General features: G+C 56.4%; 12 protein-coding genes. 2 read left to right on the forward strand and 10 right to left on the reverse strand.

The features are described from left to right. Positions 1–28: 28 nt before the first annotated feature. The 6 genes from argR to acs all read right to left on the reverse strand — a co-directional run bounded on the left by argR (position 29) and on the right by acs (position 6857). On the reverse strand, positions 29–1009 hold the full coding sequence (argR, locus tag AABM55_RS22215; RefSeq protein WP_054593622.1) for a transcriptional regulator ArgR: 981 nt from the start codon (positions 1007–1009) through the stop codon (positions 29–31). A 112-nt stretch (positions 1010–1121) separates the two neighbouring features. Then, positions 1122–1886: an ABC transporter ATP-binding protein gene (locus AABM55_RS22220; protein ID WP_019693166.1), complete on the reverse strand. Its 765-nt coding sequence runs from the start codon at positions 1884–1886 to the stop codon at positions 1122–1124. A 36-nt stretch (positions 1887–1922) separates the two neighbouring features. Beyond that, positions 1923–2621, reverse strand: a complete 699-nt coding sequence (locus tag AABM55_RS22225; RefSeq protein WP_019693167.1) for an ABC transporter permease — start codon at positions 2619–2621, stop codon at positions 1923–1925. Continuing rightward, positions 2618–3307: an ABC transporter permease gene (locus AABM55_RS22230; RefSeq protein WP_019693168.1), complete on the reverse strand. Its 690-nt coding sequence runs from the start codon at positions 3305–3307 to the stop codon at positions 2618–2620. Before AABM55_RS22230 ends, AABM55_RS22225 begins: the two co-directional genes overlap by 4 nt. Positions 3308–3398: 91 nt before the next feature. After that, the gene (locus tag AABM55_RS22235) at positions 3399–4175 is read right to left on the reverse strand and encodes an ABC transporter substrate-binding protein (RefSeq protein ID WP_054593623.1); all 777 of its coding nucleotides are present in this window, start codon (positions 4173–4175) and stop codon (positions 3399–3401) included. Positions 4176–4901: 726 nt separating this feature from the next. Continuing rightward, positions 4902–6857, reverse strand: a complete 1956-nt coding sequence (acs, locus tag AABM55_RS22240; protein ID WP_347927771.1) for an acetate--CoA ligase — start codon at positions 6855–6857, stop codon at positions 4902–4904. Between the two features lie 416 nt (positions 6858–7273). Here acs and AABM55_RS22245 point away from each other — a divergent pair, with 416 nt between their 5' ends. Together AABM55_RS22245 and AABM55_RS22250 are read left to right on the forward strand one after the other, a co-directional pair. Then, positions 7274–7537, forward strand: coding sequence for a DUF2790 domain-containing protein (locus AABM55_RS22245; protein WP_054593625.1), 264 nt, complete (start codon positions 7274–7276; stop codon positions 7535–7537). A gap of 664 nt (positions 7538–8201) precedes the next feature. Further along, positions 8202–9449: a ribonucleotide-diphosphate reductase subunit beta gene (locus AABM55_RS22250; RefSeq protein WP_054593626.1), complete on the forward strand. Its 1248-nt coding sequence runs from the start codon at positions 8202–8204 to the stop codon at positions 9447–9449. 614 nt (positions 9450–10063) lie between these two features. Here the strand turns inward: AABM55_RS22250 and AABM55_RS22255 are convergent. Genes AABM55_RS22255 through AABM55_RS22270 form a run of 4 tightly spaced genes read right to left on the reverse strand, consistent with a single transcriptional unit; the run spans position 10064 to position 17837 of the window. Next, entirely contained in the window at positions 10064–10651 is a 588-nt protein-coding gene (locus tag AABM55_RS22255) for a hypothetical protein (RefSeq protein ID WP_347927772.1), read from the reverse strand. Further along, a complete protein-coding gene (locus tag AABM55_RS22260; RefSeq protein WP_347927773.1) occupies positions 10644–14078 on the reverse strand; it encodes a type I restriction endonuclease subunit R in 3435 nt (1144 codons plus the stop codon). Before AABM55_RS22260 ends, AABM55_RS22255 begins: the two co-directional genes overlap by 8 nt. Beyond that, positions 14065–15411 carry a restriction endonuclease subunit S gene (locus tag AABM55_RS22265; RefSeq protein ID WP_347927774.1) on the reverse strand — a complete coding sequence of 449 codons (1347 nt, stop codon included), beginning with the start codon at positions 15409–15411 and terminating at the stop codon, positions 14065–14067. The genes AABM55_RS22260 and AABM55_RS22265 overlap by 14 nt, the downstream gene beginning before the upstream one ends. Before the next feature lie 50 nt (positions 15412–15461). Beyond that, positions 15462–17837, reverse strand: coding sequence for a class I SAM-dependent DNA methyltransferase (locus tag AABM55_RS22270; protein WP_347927775.1), 2376 nt, complete (start codon positions 17835–17837; stop codon positions 15462–15464). Positions 17838–18080: the final 243 nt, after the last annotated feature.

Genomic DNA, 18080 nt, shown 5'->3' on the forward strand with positions numbered 1-18080 from the left:
CCTTCAGCTCAGGGCGTGGCGTGCCTGATCACCCACGCTCCGACGGCACCGAAGACAATTCGAACGGGCTGCTGCTGCGCCGCTGGTTACGATCTTCCCGCGGCGTGGCGCCGAAGAAGTTGCGGTAGGCGCTGGAGAAATGCGGTCCCGAAGAGAAGCCACACGACAGGCCGATCTGGATGATCGACTTGCTGGTTTGCATCAACATCTGCCGGGCCTTGTTCAGGCGCAATTCCAGGTAGTACTGGCTCGGCACGCGGTTGAGGTACTGCTTGAAAATCCGCTCCAACTGCCGACGGGACACGCACACATGCTGGGCGATTTCGTCGGTGGTCAGCGGCTCTTCGATATTGGCTTCCATCAGCAACACGGCTTGCGTGAGCTTCGGATGGCTGGAGCCAAGGCGATTCTGCAACGGAATGCGCTGACGCTCACCACCTTCACGAATGCGCTCGACCACCAACTCTTCGGACACCGCACCGGCCAGTTCAGCGCCGTGGTCACGGGCCAGCACCGCCAACAACAGATCGAGCACCGACATCCCGCCGCACGCGGTCAAGCGATCGCGATCCCAATCGAACAGATGGCTGGTAGCGATGACCTTGGGAAAACGCTCGGCGAAATCATCCTGCCAGCGCCAGTGCACCGCCGCACGATAGCCATCGAGCAAACCGAGCTGGGCCAACGGATAAACACCGGCCGACAGACCGCCAATCACACAACCGGCACGCACCAATTGCTTGAGCGCGCTGCTGAGCGCTGGTGCCAACGTCGTCGGCGGCTCATCAGCCAGCAGAAACAGCTTCTGGAAGTTTTCCAGCTTGCCGGTCCACGCCTCACCCGGTAATTGCCAGGCCCCTTCGGCAGGCGTTTCGGCCTGCAGGAACGAGAGTTCGTAAACAACCTCCGGATGCACGCGCTGAGCAACACGCAAGGCCTCCTCGGCCAGCGCCAGCGTCAAGGCTTTAGTGCTGGGCCAAATCAGGAAACCAATTCGATGGGCAGTCATGGCGGGCAGTCCGAAACGAAAACAGTGTTAAAGCCAAAGGCGGCTGCAACCAAATTAGACCATCTGGCGCGCGGTGCGCAGCATGACCTAATTTGGTGCGTAACGGGAGCGATTACTTCAGGCTACCCGAGAGGAATTGTTGCAGACGTTCGGACTGTGGATTGACCAGCACTTCACGCGGGTTACCGCTTTCTTCAACCACGCCTTTGTGCAGGAACACCAACTGGTTCGACACTTCACGGGCAAAGCCCATTTCGTGCGTCACCACGACCATGGTCCGACCTTCCTGGGCCAGCGCCTGCATCACTTTCAGCACGTCGCCCACCAGCTCCGGGTCGAGTGCCGAGGTCGGTTCGTCGAACAGCATCACCTCAGGTTCCATCGCCAACGCACGGGCAATCGCCACACGCTGCTGCTCACCGCCGGACATATGGCCAGGGTAGGCATCCTTACGATGGGACACGCCGACCTTGGCCAGATACAGCTCGGCCTTTTCACGGGCTTCGGCCTTGGACATGCCGAGGACGTGAACCGGCGCTTCCATGATGTTTTCCATCGCGGTCATGTGCGACCACAGATTGAAATGCTGGAACACCATCGACAGCCGCGAACGCATGCGTTGCAGTTGTTTCGGGTCGGCGGCTTTCAGCGCGCCGTCCTTGTTCGCCACCAGTTTCAGCTCTTCGTTGTTGAGCAGAATCTTGCCAGCGTGTGGTTGCTCAAGCAGGTTGATGCAACGCAGGAAAGTACTTTTGCCGGAGCCACTGGAACCGATGATGCTGATCACATCGCCGGCCGCCGCTTTCAGGGACACGCCCTTGAGCACTTCGTGACTGCCATAGCGTTTATGCAGGTCTTGGACTTCAAGTTTGTACATGCTGTCGGTTCTCACAAAAACAGTCAGTCAGTGGTTTCAGTGCTTGCGCGGGGCGAGGTAGCCCAGCCAGCGGTGCTCGGCCATCTTGAACAGGCGCACCAGAATGAACGTCATGCACAGGTAGAACACGCCTGCGGTGATGTAGGCTTCGAACGGCAAGTAGTACTGAGCGTTCACGGTACGCGCGGCACCGGTGATGTCGATCAAGGTCACGATGGACGCCAGACTGGTGGTCTGCAGCATCATGATCACTTCGTTGCTGTACTGCGGCAGCGCCCGGCGCAGGGCCGACGGCAGCAGGATGCGCTTGTACATCTTGAAGCGCGACATGCCCATGGCCTTGGCCGCTTCGATCTCACCGTTCGGCGTAGCGCGCAGGCTGCCGGCGATGATTTCAGCGGTGTAGGCGCTGGTGTTGATCGCGAAGGCCAGGCACGCACAGAACGTCGCGCTGGACAGCCACGGCCAGAGGAAGCTTTCACGTACTGCTTCGAATTGCGCCAGACCGTAGTAGATCAAGAACAGCTGCACCAGCATCGGCGTGCCGCGGATCACGTAGGTATAAAGCCAAGCCGACATGTTGACGATCGGCTGCTTGGAAACCCGCATCAAGCCCAGCGGCAACGCGGCCAGCAAACCGAACAGCAGCGACAGCGCGAGCAGTTTGAGGGTGGTGACCAGGCCGCCGAAGTACAGCGGCAAGGCCTCCCAAATGACGTTGTAGTCGAAGATCATAGATCAGCCGCCCTTACGCCTACCGAGTAGCGCTTCTCAAGGTGACGCAATGCCAGCAACGAGACACTGGTAATCACCAGGTACATCGCGGCCACTGCGAGGAAGAAGGTGAAAGGCTCACGGGTGGCATCTGCCGCCTGCTTGGCCTTGAACATCATGTCTTGCAGACCGACCACCGAAATCAGCGCAGTCGCCTTGGTCAACACCAGCCAGTTATTGGTAAAGCCCGGAATCGCCAGACGAATCATCTGTGGCACCAATACCCGGAAAAACACCTGAAAACTGCTCATGCCGTACGCCGCACCGGCTTCTGCCTGGCCTTTGGGGATCGCCATGAAGGCCCCACGGAAGGTTTCCGACAGGTACGCACCGAAGATGAAACCCAGGGTGCCGATACCGGCGACCAACGGGTTCAGGTCGATGTAGTCGTCATAGCCGAGCAATGGCGCAACACGGTTGAGCAAGTCCTGACCGCCGTAGAAAATCAGCAGGATCAGCACCAGATCGGGAATCCCGCGGATCACCGTGGAATACAGATCGCCCAGCCTGGCCAGCCAGCGTATCGGCGACAGGCGCAATGCGACCCCGATCAGACCCAGAACAATGGCCAAGGCCATGGACGACAAGGCGAGCTGAAGCGTCAGCCATGCGCCATCGAGGATGACAGCCCCGTAGCCTTTCAACATGATTCAGGTCCTCGAAAGTTGGGATGAAAAAATGGCGCAAACCTCAGAGATCCTGTTGCTTGCGCCATTTCGGACTGACAGCTGCGACTATTTACTTACCGTAAATATCGAAGTTGAAGTACTTGTCCTGGATTTGCTTGTACTTGCCATTCGCACGAATGGCGACGATGGCGGCGTTGATCTTGTCCAGCTCAGCCTTGTCGCCTTTACGCACGGCAATACCAATGCCGTCGCCGAAGTATTTCTCGTCGGTGAAGGCCGGGCCGACAAACGCGAAGCCCTTGCCCGAGTCGGTTTTCAGGAAGCCGTCATCCAGCAGGGTAGCGTCGGCCACGGTGCCATCGAGGCGACCGGCGGCCACGTCCAGGTAAATTTCGTTCTGCGAGCCGTACGGCTTGATTTCAGCACCCAGCGGTTTCAGGACTTCTTCGGCGAAACGGTTGTGGATCGAACCGCGTTGCACGCCGATTTTCTTGCCCTTGAGCTCGGCCAGGTTGTCGCTGACCTGCGTTCCGGCCTTCATCACCAGACGTGCCGGGGTGTTGTAGTACTTGTTGGTGAAGTCCACGGACTTCTTGCGGTCGTCAGTGATCGACATGGACGACAGGATCGCGTCGATCTTGCGCACTTTGAGTGCCGGGATCAGACCGTCAAACTCTTGCTCGACCCAAACGCACTTGACCTTCATCTCTTCGCACAGGGCGTTGCCGATGTCGTAGTCGAAACCGACGATGCTGCCGTCCGGTGCTTTGGATGCGAACGGAGGGTATGCCGCCTCGATACCAATTTTCAGAGGCTTTTCATCGGCGAACGTCGGCAGGGACAGCACGGACAGTGCCAGGGCGCCAAGAAGCACGAGTTTCTTCATCTTAGGACTCCATCGGTATAGGGCGAAAACGGCAGAGTGAGCGACAGCCCAATATGCGAATGGGTGGAAATTGAAAGCGGCGCTGCGTCGTAGGATTGTTGCGTTGAGTTCAGCTCTGATTTCAACGCAGGCAACGGCGAGCGAGTGATCGGCATTCTAACGACAGGCCCGAAGCCGATATTTCTTCAATGCGACAACAAATTACAGAAGCACTGAGAAACCCGACCGAGCGCATTGACAGCCCTGCAAATTCATGCAAGAGCAAAAGACAGTGAACCGATCTATGTTGCAAATTGCGGGCCTATTATTCGCAAAGCCTTCTAATCCGGCAAGCGCAGCGTTGTGTCTTATTTTTTAGGTGGCCTGAGGAGGCCCTGGAATGGGGCTTGGCGTTTCCCAACGCCTCGAAAGCGGGCGGGCGGTTACACATTTAGTTACTTGAGGCGGGGCGGGTAACAGTGGGAAGACTCCTACGAAAGAAGCCGATAAATATTGGTTGCTGATTACACCGTTGTTGATGTGGTGCCCGACAGACCGCCATCGCGGGCAAGCCTTGCTCCTACAGGCTTGAGTCGATCAAAAAGTTGCGAACGACACCAATTTGCAGGAGCAAGGCTTGCCCGAGAAGAGGCCCGCACAGCCACCGACGATCCCAATCCGATCACCACAAAAAAGCCCCGCCAGGCTCAACACCTGGCGGGGCTTTCGATGACTCAAGAACGGCTGTTACGCGACGTTCATGGTCTTGTGCGTATCAATCAAATGCTGCACCACACCCGGATCGGCCAGGGTGGAGATATCACCCAGCCCGTCGTATTCACCCGTGGCGATCTTGCGCAGGATACGCCGCATGATTTTCCCCGAACGGGTTTTCGGCAGGCCTGGCGCCCACTGGATGACATCCGGCGAGGCAATCGGACCGATCTCTTTGCGCACCCAGTTTTTCAGTTCCAGGCGCAGCGCTTCGCTCGGTTCTTCGCCACCGTTGAGGGTGACGTAGACATAAATGCCCTGCCCTTTGATGTCATGCGGCACACCGACCACCGCCGCTTCGGCGACTTTCGGGTGAGCGACCATCGCACTTTCAATCTCGGCCGTGCCCATGCGGTGACCGGAAACGTTGAGCACGTCATCCACGCGCCCAGTGATCCACCAGTAGCCATCGGCATCGCGACGCGCGCCGTCACCGGTGAAGTACATGCCACGGAAGGTCTTGAAGTAGGTGTCGACGAAGCGGTCGTGATCGCCATACAGCGTACGCGCCTGACCTGGCCACGAATCGAGAATCACCAGGTTACCCTCGGCAACACCCTCGATGATGTTACCCAGGTTGTCGACCAACGCCGGCACCACCCCGAAGAACGGCCGCGCCGCAGAACCCGGCTTGAGCGCATGAGCGCCCGGCAGCGGGCTCATCAAGGTTGCGCCGGTTTCGGTCTGCCACCAGGTATCGACGATCGGGCAGCGGGATTGGCCGACGTTCTTGTAGTACCACTCCCACGCTTCCGGGTTGATCGGCTCACCGACCGAACCCAGCAGACGCAGGCTACTGCCATCCGCACCTTCAACGGCCGCGGTGCCCTGCGCCATCATGGCGCGAATCGCGGTCGGTGCGGTGTAGAGGATGTTGACCTTGTGCTTGTCGACGATCTTCGCCACCCGGGTAATGTCCGGGTAGTTCGGTACACCCTCGAACAGCAAGGTGGTCGCGCCGTTGGCCAGCGGGCCATAGACAATATAGGTGTGGCCGGTGACCCAGCCGACGTCGGCGGTGCACCAGTAGATTTCGCCCGGACGGTAGTCGAACACGCGCTCGTGGGTCAGCGCGGCGTACAACAGATAACCGCCAGTGGTGTGCTGCACGCCCTTCGGCTTGCCGGTGGAGCCCGAGGTATACAGGATGAACAGCGCTTCTTCAGCGCCCATCTCTTTCGGCGCACACACGGTGCCCGCGACTTTCATCAGGTCTTCGTACCAGATGTCGCGATGCTGGTTCCACTTGATGTTGCCACCGGTGCGCTTGCACACGATGACCTTCTGAATGCTGCTGGTTTCCGGGTTGGTCAGCGCGTCATCGACGTTGGCCTTGAGCGAGATCTTTTTGCCGGCACGCAGGCCTTCGTCAGCGGTGATCACCACTTTCGATTTGCAGTCGATGATCCGACCGGCCAGGGCTTCCGGCGAGAAGCCGCCGAACACCACCGAGTGAATCGCACCGATCCGGGTACAGGCCAACATGGCGACCACGGCTTCGGGAATCATCGGCATATAGATAGTCACCACGTCGCCGCGGTGCACATCCTGGCCGCGCAAGGCGTTGGCAAACTTGCAGACTTGTTCGTGCAACTCGCGGTAGGTGATGTTGCGGCTCTCGGCCGGGTCATCGCCCTCCCAGATGATCGCGATCTGATCGCCACGCTCGGCGAGATGGCGGTCCAGGCAGTTGTAGGAAACGTTCAGGGTGCCATCGGCGAACCACTTGATATCAACATGGTGATCGTCGAAGGACGTCTGCTTCACCGTGGTGAAAGGCTTGATCCAGTCGAGGCGCTTGGCTTGCTCGCGCCAGAAACCGTCCGGGTTGACGACCGACTGCTGGTACATGGCCTTGTAGGTCGCCTCGTCAGTCAGCGTGTTGGCTGCAACCTCGGGACGAACGGGATACAGAGAAGCCGCACTCATCTTTCTTACCTCGGTGGAATAGTTGTTTTTGTATGGCCCCGTTGTAGCCCGAGGCGGGCCTATAGAACCATTCGACGATGGTAGTAACAAGCCCCTACAAAACGTCGTGTTTACCGAGCGAACCGCTCAGACACCGCGGTTTCATTGGCTTTCAGCCATTTCGAGAAAGGCGGCCCTGAAGCATACGAGGTCGTTTTTAAGGGATTGTTACAGGATATGCCAAAAGTCTTTATCAAAAGCACACCTATATGCGTGCAACTCGGGCGCCTAAAATCAGCCTCGCCAACACGGCAAACGTGATTAACCCAGTTGCAGCCCCCACGAAGGCAGTTAATCCAACACTTAGTTATCAAGTTCCACACGCAACCCCAAAAAGGTTGCGTGACCCCACTCGACCTTAGAAAGGTAAAATTGAAATGAAAGCTTTATTGGTTCTGGCCCTCAGCAGTCTGTGCGCAACCGCCATGGCAGACGAGATCCCGACTGATGTTGCCAGCAACACCGTACCGGTTGAGGAATACACTTACTCGACTCACCTGGACATCGCCAAAGTTATCTCCATGAGCGAAGTTCCCAGCGTTTGCGAAGTTGTACCGGCCCGCATGGAATATGAAGACTCGAAAGGTCAACGGCATATTCTGCGCTACAGCGTAATGGGTAACGGCTGCTCCAACGGCTGATCATCAACGCTGAGGTTTGGCTGATTGCCGAACCCGACATCACCGCCCGACCCTCGTCGGGCGTCGTTGTGTCTGAAGACACAGAAATCCTGACCAAAACACTACATGTAGTGTAAAAAGCCATTTTTGGTTGTTTTTTGAACAGATCATCCGATCAACAATTGCCAGCCGAAACTGCACACAATCGCGCCCCGAAAAACACCCCATCTCCCCTGTAAGTCCCATCCCATCGGGCTTGCGGCGTTTTGACAGCAAACACCGACGTCATCAGCGCTGTCGAGTCGCCAAAAACCGCTAAAAAAAATCTTCATCGGCCAAAGCCCTGTAAACCCTTGCTCCGCCTTGATTACGCGCCCTGCCAAGGGTTCTCTGAGCCACTTCGTCGCACCACAACCGTGAAAAAACACCTATAATGCGCCCGTAAATCGGGCCTGCAACATCCCCTTACAGGAGGATGCAGGACGCTGAGGCCACCGCAGGAGCTGACGACGTTATCTCCGCCCTTAGCGACTTCAGGACACCCGTACACATTTCTGTTTTTTGCCTGCGTACTGCTGCAACAAACGATTCCTTTTAGAGACAACGCGGCCAGCGGGCCGTGTGAAAAACCGACCATCAGTGTTTTCACACGGGCGACTGGCCCTCACGCAGGAGACGACACGTCATGCTGAGCTGGGACGAATTCGACAAAGAAGACGGCGAAGTTGTCGCCAAAGGCGCCAATGCTGGCCACGCTACTGAAGCCAACATGGACCGCCTCGACAGCGCCGGTGGTGCCGCAGCCCTTGAAGCTCGCGCCGTAACCGCCACCGACTCGGCTGCGATCGTTCGCGCCAAGGCCGCCCTCGACAAACTCGACGTCGCCGAAGGCCTGGCCGAACTCGAAGGCGCTTCCGCCCGCGTTGCGGTCGACGAAAAGCGCATGATCAACTGCCGCGCCGACCTCAACCAACTCGTCCCGTTCAAATACGACTGGGCCTGGCAGAAGTACCTGGACGGCTGCGCAAACCACTGGATGCCGCAAGAAGTCAACATGACCGCCGACATCGCCCTCTGGAAAAACCCGGAAGGCCTGACCGACGACGAGCGCCGCATCGTGATGCGCAACCTCGGCTTCTTCTCCACCGCCGACTCCCTGGTTGCCAACAACCTGGTGCTGGCCGTGTACCGCCTGATCACCAACCCGGAATGCCGCCAGTACATCCTGCGCCAGGCGTTCGAAGAGGCGATCCACACCCACGCCTACCAGTACTGCATCGAATCGTTGGCCATGGATGAAGGCGAGATCTTCAACATGTACCACGAGATCCCATCGGTCGCGAAAAAAGCCACCTGGGGCCTGAAGTACACCCGTTCGATCTCCGATCCGAAGTTCGAAACCGGCACCGTCGAAACCGACAAAGAACTGCTGCGCAACCTGATCGCCTACTACTGCGTTCTGGAAGGCATCTTCTTCTATTGCGGCTTCACCCAGATCCTCTCCATGGGCCGCCGCAACAAAATGACCGGCGTCGCCGAGCAGTTCCAGTACATCCTGCGCGACGAATCCATGCACCTGAACTTCGGCATCGACGTGATCAACCAGATCAAAATCGAAAACCCACACCTGTGGGATGCTGAAATGAAGGAAGAAGCTTCGCAGATGATTCTGCAGGGCACTCAGCTGGAAATCGAATACGCTCGCGACACCATGCCTCGCGGCGTGCTGGGCATGAACGCGGCGATGATGGAGGATTACCTGAAGTTCATCGCTAACCGTCGTTTGTCGCAGATCGGTTTGAAAGAAGAGTATCCAGGGACGACTAACCCGTTCCCTTGGATGAGCGAGATCATGGACTTGAAGAAAGAGAAGAATTTCTTTGAGACAAGAGTGATTGAGTATCAGACTGGTGGGGCTTTGAGCTGGGATTGATTTCCCTTTAGTGGAGTCGCATCAAAACCTGAACCCGCCTCATCAAAAATGAATCGGGTTCTGTAAAAAGGGTTGCCAACTGGCAGCCTTTTTTTGTTTTGCTTCGGTGGAAACGTGAGGCTTCACGCAATTGATTCGGGAAGCATGGTGCCTATACCTCGTATGATGGGTGAGTCAGTGAGGCCGTTCGGTGAGTTTATCGAGCAAAACGCAGACCCAAGAGCAATCTAGCAGCCTGACGGTGGCTGTAGCTGGGCAAAGTTATTTGCCCTTTCGGCCAGAGTTAAACGTATCGACCAAAGTTAGTGGCTAGAAGAAATCCCAGTAGACCATGTGTCTCCTGGGATTTTCTTTAGGTAGGCTGAGCTAGGGATCACTTTTTAGGCTGAAGAGCACGGCGTGTATCAGGAATCACTCTAACAACTTGCTATCCCTCCCCCTTACCCTGTCCTACCATCTGCAGATGCTCAGTTTGGAGTCAACGCGCCTACCCCCCCCCAGTGCTTGCAGTGAACTTTGTCTGGTTTACCCCAGGAGGCCAAGCAAGGCTTTAGCAAGGTTCAATACAACGGCAGTCCTCCAGCCCTCCTGTCTATTTCTGTCCTGTCTCTAATTCATCGATGAATATTCACATTAATGTGAACAACTCGAATTAGTTCTTGGCTCTCATGTCGGTGATCGCTGATATACGCCCATCTCATCCGGTGATCGCATGTCGTTCCTTGTTGATGCACCGGCAAATCCAGATCAGCCTTGGCGCGCAGTTTAACAACGATGTCGGAGATACCTGGCTTCTTTACGTACTCGACAACATACCCACGTCTTTGCCGCCCAGTTGAGTAGCGGGTAACCAGTTGCTGGATAGCTTGTGCATGATAAGCAGGCCCCGCATAAATCTTTGCTTCAGCCAGACGTCGCTCAGGGAACTGCATGCTCTCCGATTTGATCGTCAGGTCAACGCGACCGTTGCTGTAACCCTCACGCACTACAGAAAGGCCCGGCATGCTCAATGCTGCCGCCAAGAACGCGGACAGTTTTTCTTCGTCATCTACCTTCAAGTGTTGTGCCTCAGCCTCCATGCGCTGCACACACTCTTCGAAGTGACGATCCAGAAATTCATCAAACTCTTTCTCCGTTTTTACCTGAAACAGCTTCCGCAAAACCGGAAACCAGTTGAACAATGTTTTCAGGCTATCACCCATGCATATTTCCCCCAGCATCCCGAAGAGTCCATCGGATTGACAAACGCTCTGCCCAATCGCCTTCCTCTTGGTGTGCGGACGCCATGCGTCTCACCTCGTCGAAATCCATCGATAGGCTGCTGGCAGAGGCGTCCAATTGAAGAAACTCGCGACGAAAAAGACCCACGTCGTTGGTAGACAGCAAGTTCAAGACTGGGAACAAGATGTTGCTGACCGACAGACCACTGAACTCCTCTATTGCCACCAGATCAGAAAGACCCAAGCTGTCACAACTGCTCTCTAAACGCTCAAAAAGTGTATCAACCGCTCGCGACCAGATGTCTGCAACACCGAACCTTTCCTGTATCACCTTTAGGGCTCGCGCCCTAATCTGCCCACCGCTGCGCGCTCCATCAGCATTTTGGGGTTGATAAGTCACATCAAACACCATGTCCGTCAGCCAGCGTTTGAAGTTCAGGTTGTCGCTGAATTGCTTGAATAGCTCAGTGTGGTCAGACAGCAGTTCTAGCACGACGCGATTGAGCGCCTTGTCGTGTTCCAATCTAGCGTTTTGCTTGTCGGAGTTCGCCTGCGCGTTCTTGTAGGCCTTGTCCTGGGCCACGCGCACGGGAATCTCCTTGGTGATGACCTTGCGGATTTTGTCCTCGTCCTTCCACCCGATGTTGCCGAACAAATCGTTGAAGGTCTTGATGATGTTCGACAGCCTGTCGATTTCGGGCCCACCCTTGCCGCCGCCAGCGCTCGGAGGAACGGGATCAACCGTTGCATCGGTATCGTCCATCGCCATCTTGAGAGCTGCTTGGGCCTCTACGCGATAGCTGTCCATGTCGACCGATTCCAGTACGCCTTTGGAGAGGTCTTCTTCCTTGGGGGCGGGCAACTTCGGAATGAGGAAGTTCAGGAAGATCGACAGCTTCTCCCACGCGGGGTGGCCGTAGTTCAGGATCGCAGCAAGGAAGCCGTAACTACGCACAAAAGCCTTGGCTTTGCCCTTGAAATTCACCTGCCCGTCTTCGTCCAAGTTCCCCTGGTACTCCTCCACGCAAGTGTCGAGAATTGGGTCGAGCTTGTCCCGATCTGCGCCGCCTAGGTAAAGCGCGACCAAGTCCTCGACCTGTTGCCAGCTATACACCTGCTGCCCGTCAAGTTCGGCTTTCAGGTCGTGCAGCTTGTTGGCGTCGGTTTGCCCTGTCTGAATCGTGGCGCGATAGTAATCCTGGAATGCTGCCTTCACTGCCTCAGCGTTGTCCGCGAAGTCGAGCACGAAAGTGTCATGCTTTTGCGGATGCGCTCTGTTGAGGCGTGACAGGGTCTGCACTGCCAGCACGCCAGCTAAGGGCTTGTCCACGTACATCGTGTGCAGTAGGGGCTCATCAAAGCCAGTGACAAACTTGTTCGCGACAATCAGGAAACGATACGGGTCATGCTTGAGATTGACCGGGATGTCCTTGCTCGGAAAGCCGTTGAGGTCTGCCTCAGTCTTCTTTTTGCCGCCGATCTCGAAGTCACCCGAGTACGCCACGATGGCCTTGTAGGGGCTCTTAATATGGGCGAGGTAATCCGACACCTCACGGAAGTAGTCGATGGCCCGCGCGATGCCGTTACACACAATCATCGCTCGCGCCTTGCCGCCAATCTTTTGCTTACCCGTCACCTGCGCAACGAAGTGATCGACCATGATCTCAGCTTTGAGACGGATAGCCTTATCGTGCGACTCGACGTAGTGGCGGATCTTCTTCAGCGCCTTCACCTTGTCGAATTCGGGATCGTCTTCGACTGTCTTGGCAACCTGGTAGAAGCTGTCGTAGCTGGTGTAGTTCTCTACCACATCCAGGATGAACTTCTCCTGGATCGCCTGTTTGGTGGTGTAAGTCAGTTCCTCCGGTGAACGGAACTGCACGTTGTCGCCGACGACGATCTTCTCACCGAACAACTCCAGCGTCTTGTTCTTGGGCGTGGCGGTGAATGCAAAGTAGCTGGCGTTCGATAGCAGCTTCCGCGACTGGATGCGCTTCTCGATCTCTGCATTCACTGCATCTTGGGTGGCGTCCTCTTCAAAATCTTCCTCTACGATTTTTCCGCCCAGTGCCTCGTGCATGCGCGCAGTGGTCTTGCCACCTTGACTGGAATGCGCCTCGTCGATCAGCAGCGCGAACTTTTTGCCGGAGAGATCACCCAGTTCATCGAGAATGAACGGGAACTTCTGCACCGTGGTGACGATAATCTTCTTTCCCCGACGCAGGTATTCGCGCAGTTCCTGCGCGTTGTCGGAGTGGCCGAAGATGGATGCTACGTGGTCATACCCTTTAATGGTGCGGGCAATCTGCGTATCCAGTGCGCGCCGGTCGGTGATGACGATGATTGAGTCGAATTGCGCTGTGAGTGGGTCTGCTGCGGTACGCAGCTCCACCAACTGGTGCGCCAGCCAGGCAATCGTATTACTCTTGCCGCTGCCCGCCGAATGCTGGACCAGATAACGCTTGCCCACCCCGTCAGCACGGGCACGGCGCAGCAGGGCGCGTACGGTGCGAAGTTGATGAAAGCGTGGGAATATCTGTTTTCTCTTCTTGCGTTTCTTACCGGTGGCATCCGCTTCTTCTTCCTCCACCACCTGAGCGAAGCTCTCGATGATGTTGGCCAGCGATTCGCGGGTCAAAACCGACTTCCACAAATAGTCGGTCTTCAGGCCATTCGGGTTGGGCGGGTTGCCCGCGCCACTGTTCCAGCCCTGGTTGAACGGCAGAAACCACGACGCCTTACCCTTAAACTCGGAGCAGAAGGCTGCCTCTGCATCGTCGACCGCGATATGGGCCATGCAGCGGCCCAACTGGAACAGCAGTTCCTGTGGGCTGCGCGTGGTCTGGTACTGGACGATAGCGTCGGCCAGAGTCTGTTTTGTCAGTGAGTTCTTCAACTCGAAGGTCAGCACCGGTAAGCCGTTGATGAAGATCACCATGTCCAGCTCGTTTCCGGAGTCGTTGCTGTAACGCACCTGCCGGGTGACGCTGAAGATGTTCTTTGCGAAAACCTTCGCTGACGTCGCGTTGCCAGGAGTGGGCAGCAGCTTGTAAAGGTCGACATGAACCGGCCCGTGGCTCACGCCTTTGCGCAACACGTCGACCACACCGCGCTTGGTGATCTCACCTTGCAAGCGGTGTAGGAACTGGGTGCGCTTAATGCCCTCGGCTGCCAGTTCCAGTGTTTCTACTGCCTTGGGCTGGGTGGCCTGAAGAAAGGCAAGCAACTGCAGGACGTCCAACGCGACATCGCGGTTGTAGTCCGTGGGTTTGCCCTGCACGTAACCGTTATGGGTGGCGGCGAAGTCCGTGGGGGCCAGCTCATGGCTGTACTCCGGCTGCGGAGCGCCTGTCAGGCCACGCACGATGCGCGCCTCGAACCAACGCTCGCTGGTGTCAGTCTTTGACATCGCCATCCTCCTCTTCGTTCACGCTGTCATCCTCATCCCCCAGGGCGACTAACTCCTCGTCGCTCACTATGTCGTCTGGGCCGGGCCGCCATCCACGTACGTCCACCTTACCGGTAACAACGTCAGCAATCTGCCGGTCGCGGTACTCGCGGATCAGCTTAATTTCAGTGAGTGCCTGATCGATGGCTTGATCTAGGGGCGCACTTTTGGCCTTGATGTATGCAAGGATCACCTGCTGCTCTTCTAATGTCGAAGGCATCGCAACAGGGAACCTGCCTAGCACGGTCTCTGCAATCGCTGGATAGGCAATTCCGATTGAATTGGCAGTGACCTGATTGACGAAGCTAGTGCTTTGAATCACATAGCCGAGATATTCGGGTTCAACCTCCCGTCCGGGCGTCAACACCGCGAAACCAGTTGAAGCGATTAGATCGTCGGCTTCTTCGCTGACGTACCAGATGGCTTTCAGGTATGTGCGAACGGTCGAGATGATTGTGTCGCCGCGACGCAGCACCCTGCGCGCTCGCGACGGGGCATTGTCAAAACGGAGTCGCTCCGGTTCCTTTGCTAGCCGGCCAGTCTTTACTGCCCCGATGTCGACGTAGCGGAACTCAAAATCCGGATTCGTCTTTTCTCCCAATGTGCTCGCATTCAAGCGAACCCATCGCTTTAGGGGTTTGATTGACCAATGCTCGGGCACATTCCCCTGCCACTCGATGCCGGACGGCCTCAAGACGACCGAGGCATCAAGCCCTCGCGTCACGGCACGATCGATGATGCGCAGCTTCTGCTCGGTCAGCAGCGCGATAAGGTCGCGCTTGGCCTTGATGAAACGGGCAATGTGAGCATCCTCAGCACGCAGGTAGACGACGATCTGGTCTTGCTCTGGACGCGGCGGTACAGGCGACGGCATCTGTTTGAAGGATTCCCAATACAGACGATTGCGGTCAGCCACGATGCCACGTGAGAACTTGTTGACCTCATGCATGTAAGCGGCTGTGCGAAACAAATAGCTGAAATAGTGGCTGTTGGCCTCCGGGTAAGGCTTGACCACCACGTATGCAGGGCTGACCAGCCCATCTACTGGCGCGGGGCCGACCGCGCCTTGCCACATGCGCATCATATTGTAGGCGAGGTCATCCTTAACCGCCCGCTTGTACTTTTCCTTCTGGCTCATCACCTGCTTGCGCTTCAAGTTTTCCATGTCCCGCACGCATACGCCGGTACGCAGGGACACTTCTAGAATGGGAAGGTCAGGGAAACCCGTTTCCACGCGATGGCCGAACAGACGACCGTTGCGCAGCACTTGCCAGTCTTCTGGCACTTTGGGCATCCAAGGCAGGCCCGATTCTCTGTATCTCGGGTAGGAACTCGCCATCACCATTACGCGCCTCCCACAATCTTGTGCAGTAAGCCCTCTGTCTGCTGCTCTAGCTTGAGGATGTCAGCGCGAATCTGATCCAGCGTGCGCAGCGGGATCGGCTCATAAAAGTAGCGGGCAAACGAAATTTCATAGCCGATCTGAGTCTTGTCCATCGCAATCCAGGCATCAGGTGCGTGCGGTAGCACCTCCCGCGCGAAGAACGCACCGATGCCGCCTAGCTCCTTGAGAGGCACCTGCTCGGTATCGCGCAAGTCGGTGTCGGACTCGTATTCGACAACCTCGCGGTACTTGTCTTCCCCTACCAGGTAACGGCCATCATTATTCGCCACAACGACATCAGTAGCTTTTAGTTTTGTGCGTCTGGCAATAACAGGAGGTGCGGTTTCGTCTCGCCAGCTCACAGCCTTGTAAATAGCTTTTTTCTCAGGCGCGCCCAGCTTCTTGCTGTGCGCTTTCATTACGGCTTCGAAGCGGGTGCGGAACTCGTTGTGATCATCGAATACGGCCTGCCCGATTTCGTTTTGCGCCAGCAAGGCCAGCTCGATTAGCCCCTTGTCACGCAACCAGGTCGCCGAGTCGAGCAATTTCTTGCGGCGCTTTGACGGTACAGCCTTCTTGGCTACTTTGCTTTCACTGTCATCATCTTCGCTGTCGTCGTCTTCTTCGTTTTCGTCTTCTCCTTTCAACCACGCCTCGATGGCTGGCTTGAGCTTGCCGAATTCGGTGTAAAGTTTGTCGCCATGCGTGGTGTAGATTTCGGCGCGAAGGGCTTCATCACCCGATGCAAAGCGCAGGGTTTCTATGCTGTCTGAACGGAGTTGGCTCTTGAGGCGCAGCGGGCGTTCAACCGTGATCTTCCAGTAGCCGAAGTCGGTATTGTCAAACCACCTGCAATCCGGGGTGTCCTGAGGCTCGCCGAGATACAAGCCCAGGATGCGCTGGATGTCGGTATTGGAGAGTTCGCAATTCTTCTTGCCAAGATTGCGGCGCAGCGGCTCGAACCACTTGCTGGCGTCAATCAGCTGCACACGGCCCTTACGATGCTCGGTTTTCTTGTTGGCCAACACCCAGATATAGGTGGCGATGCCAGTGTTGTAGAAAATGTTGAGGGGTAGCGCGATGATGGCTTCCAGCCAATCTTTTTCCAGCATCCAGCGGCGGATATTGCTTTCGCCCTGACCTGCATCGCCCGTGAACAGTGCAGACCCATTGTGGACAAGGGCGATACGGCTGCCCAATGGCGTGTTGTGCTTCATCTTCTGTAGCTTGTTCACCAAGAACATGAGCTGGCCGTCGCTCGATCGGGTGATGAGCTTGAACTCAGGATCTCCGCTATGGTTGACGATGAAGCGCGGGTCGTTGAATTCCTTCTTGCCACCCATCCGCTCTAGGTCAGTCTTCCAACTCTTGCCATACGGCGGGTTGGAGATCATGAAGTCGAACTCGCGACTGCGGAACTGGTCGGCGGACAGGGTGGATTTGTCCGCGCCACCGACGATGTTCTCGGCCTCTGCGCCCTCACCTTTCAGAAGCAAGTCGGCCTTGCAGATAGCGTAGGTTTCGTCGCTGATTTCCTGACCAAATAGGTGAATAGACACTTCCTTGCCGTATTCCTCTGCCAGCTCCTGCAAAGCTTCTTCGGCAACGGTCAACATACCGCCTGTACCGCAGCTGCCATCGTAAAGTGAGTAGGTGCTGGATTCGATATGGTCGGCCACCGGCAGAAACAGCAGCTTCGCCATGAGTTGCACCACGTCGCGTGGTGTGTAGTGCTCACCGGCTTCAAGATTGTTGTCTTCGTTGAAGCGGCGGATCAACTCCTCAAACACAGTACCCATGCCGTGGTTGTCCAACGCCGGGAGCTTGAAGCGCCCATCAGCATCTTTGACTGGTAATGGCGAAAGGTTGACCTCGGGATCAAGGAAGTCCTCGATCAAATAGCCGAGCACGTGAGAGTCCACGAGCTTTTGGATCTGATTGCGGAAGTTGAACTTGGCGAGGATCTCCTGCACGTTGGGCGAGAACCCGTCCAGGTAATCGATGAAGTCATCGCGAAGCCGCTGCCCTGCCGCGCTAGCTTTCAACTTGGCCAGCGTGAACTCGGAGACGTTGTAGAAAGCCTGCCCGGCTGCCATGCGCAGCGCGCCGTCTTGCTCGGCGACGTTGTGGATGTCGAGGAATTTCTTTTGCTTAAGAACTGCGTCCTTGGTGAAAGCCAGCACGGCATCTAGTCGCCGCAGTACTGTGAATGGGAGGATGACGTCGCGATATTTGCCGCGCACGTACACATCGCGCAGTCGATCATCGGCGATATTCCAGATGAAGTCGGAAATCCATTTGACTTGGCTTTGGTCTTGAATTTTTGCGGGGCTCATGGGTAGGCCTTAATGCGTGACTAACAGCTTTCGGTCGGCAGTATAGGCTTTTCGAGAGCTATTTAACTTATTGATGTGGTGTGCCTATCGGGGCTGGGATAGTCCATTCCCTTACGGCCTGATAGAGGGCGCATATTCCGTTGCAGTGAGGAAGTCAGTTGGGCTCAGTAGCCTCTTCTGAAGGGAAGTTTGACCATTTTCTGGATTGACGTACACCCGTACCTAACATTGATGTTAACTATC

It is taken from the genome of Pseudomonas helvetica, from assembly GCF_039908645.1.
Lineage (GTDB): Bacteria > Pseudomonadota > Gammaproteobacteria > Pseudomonadales > Pseudomonadaceae > Aquipseudomonas > Aquipseudomonas helvetica.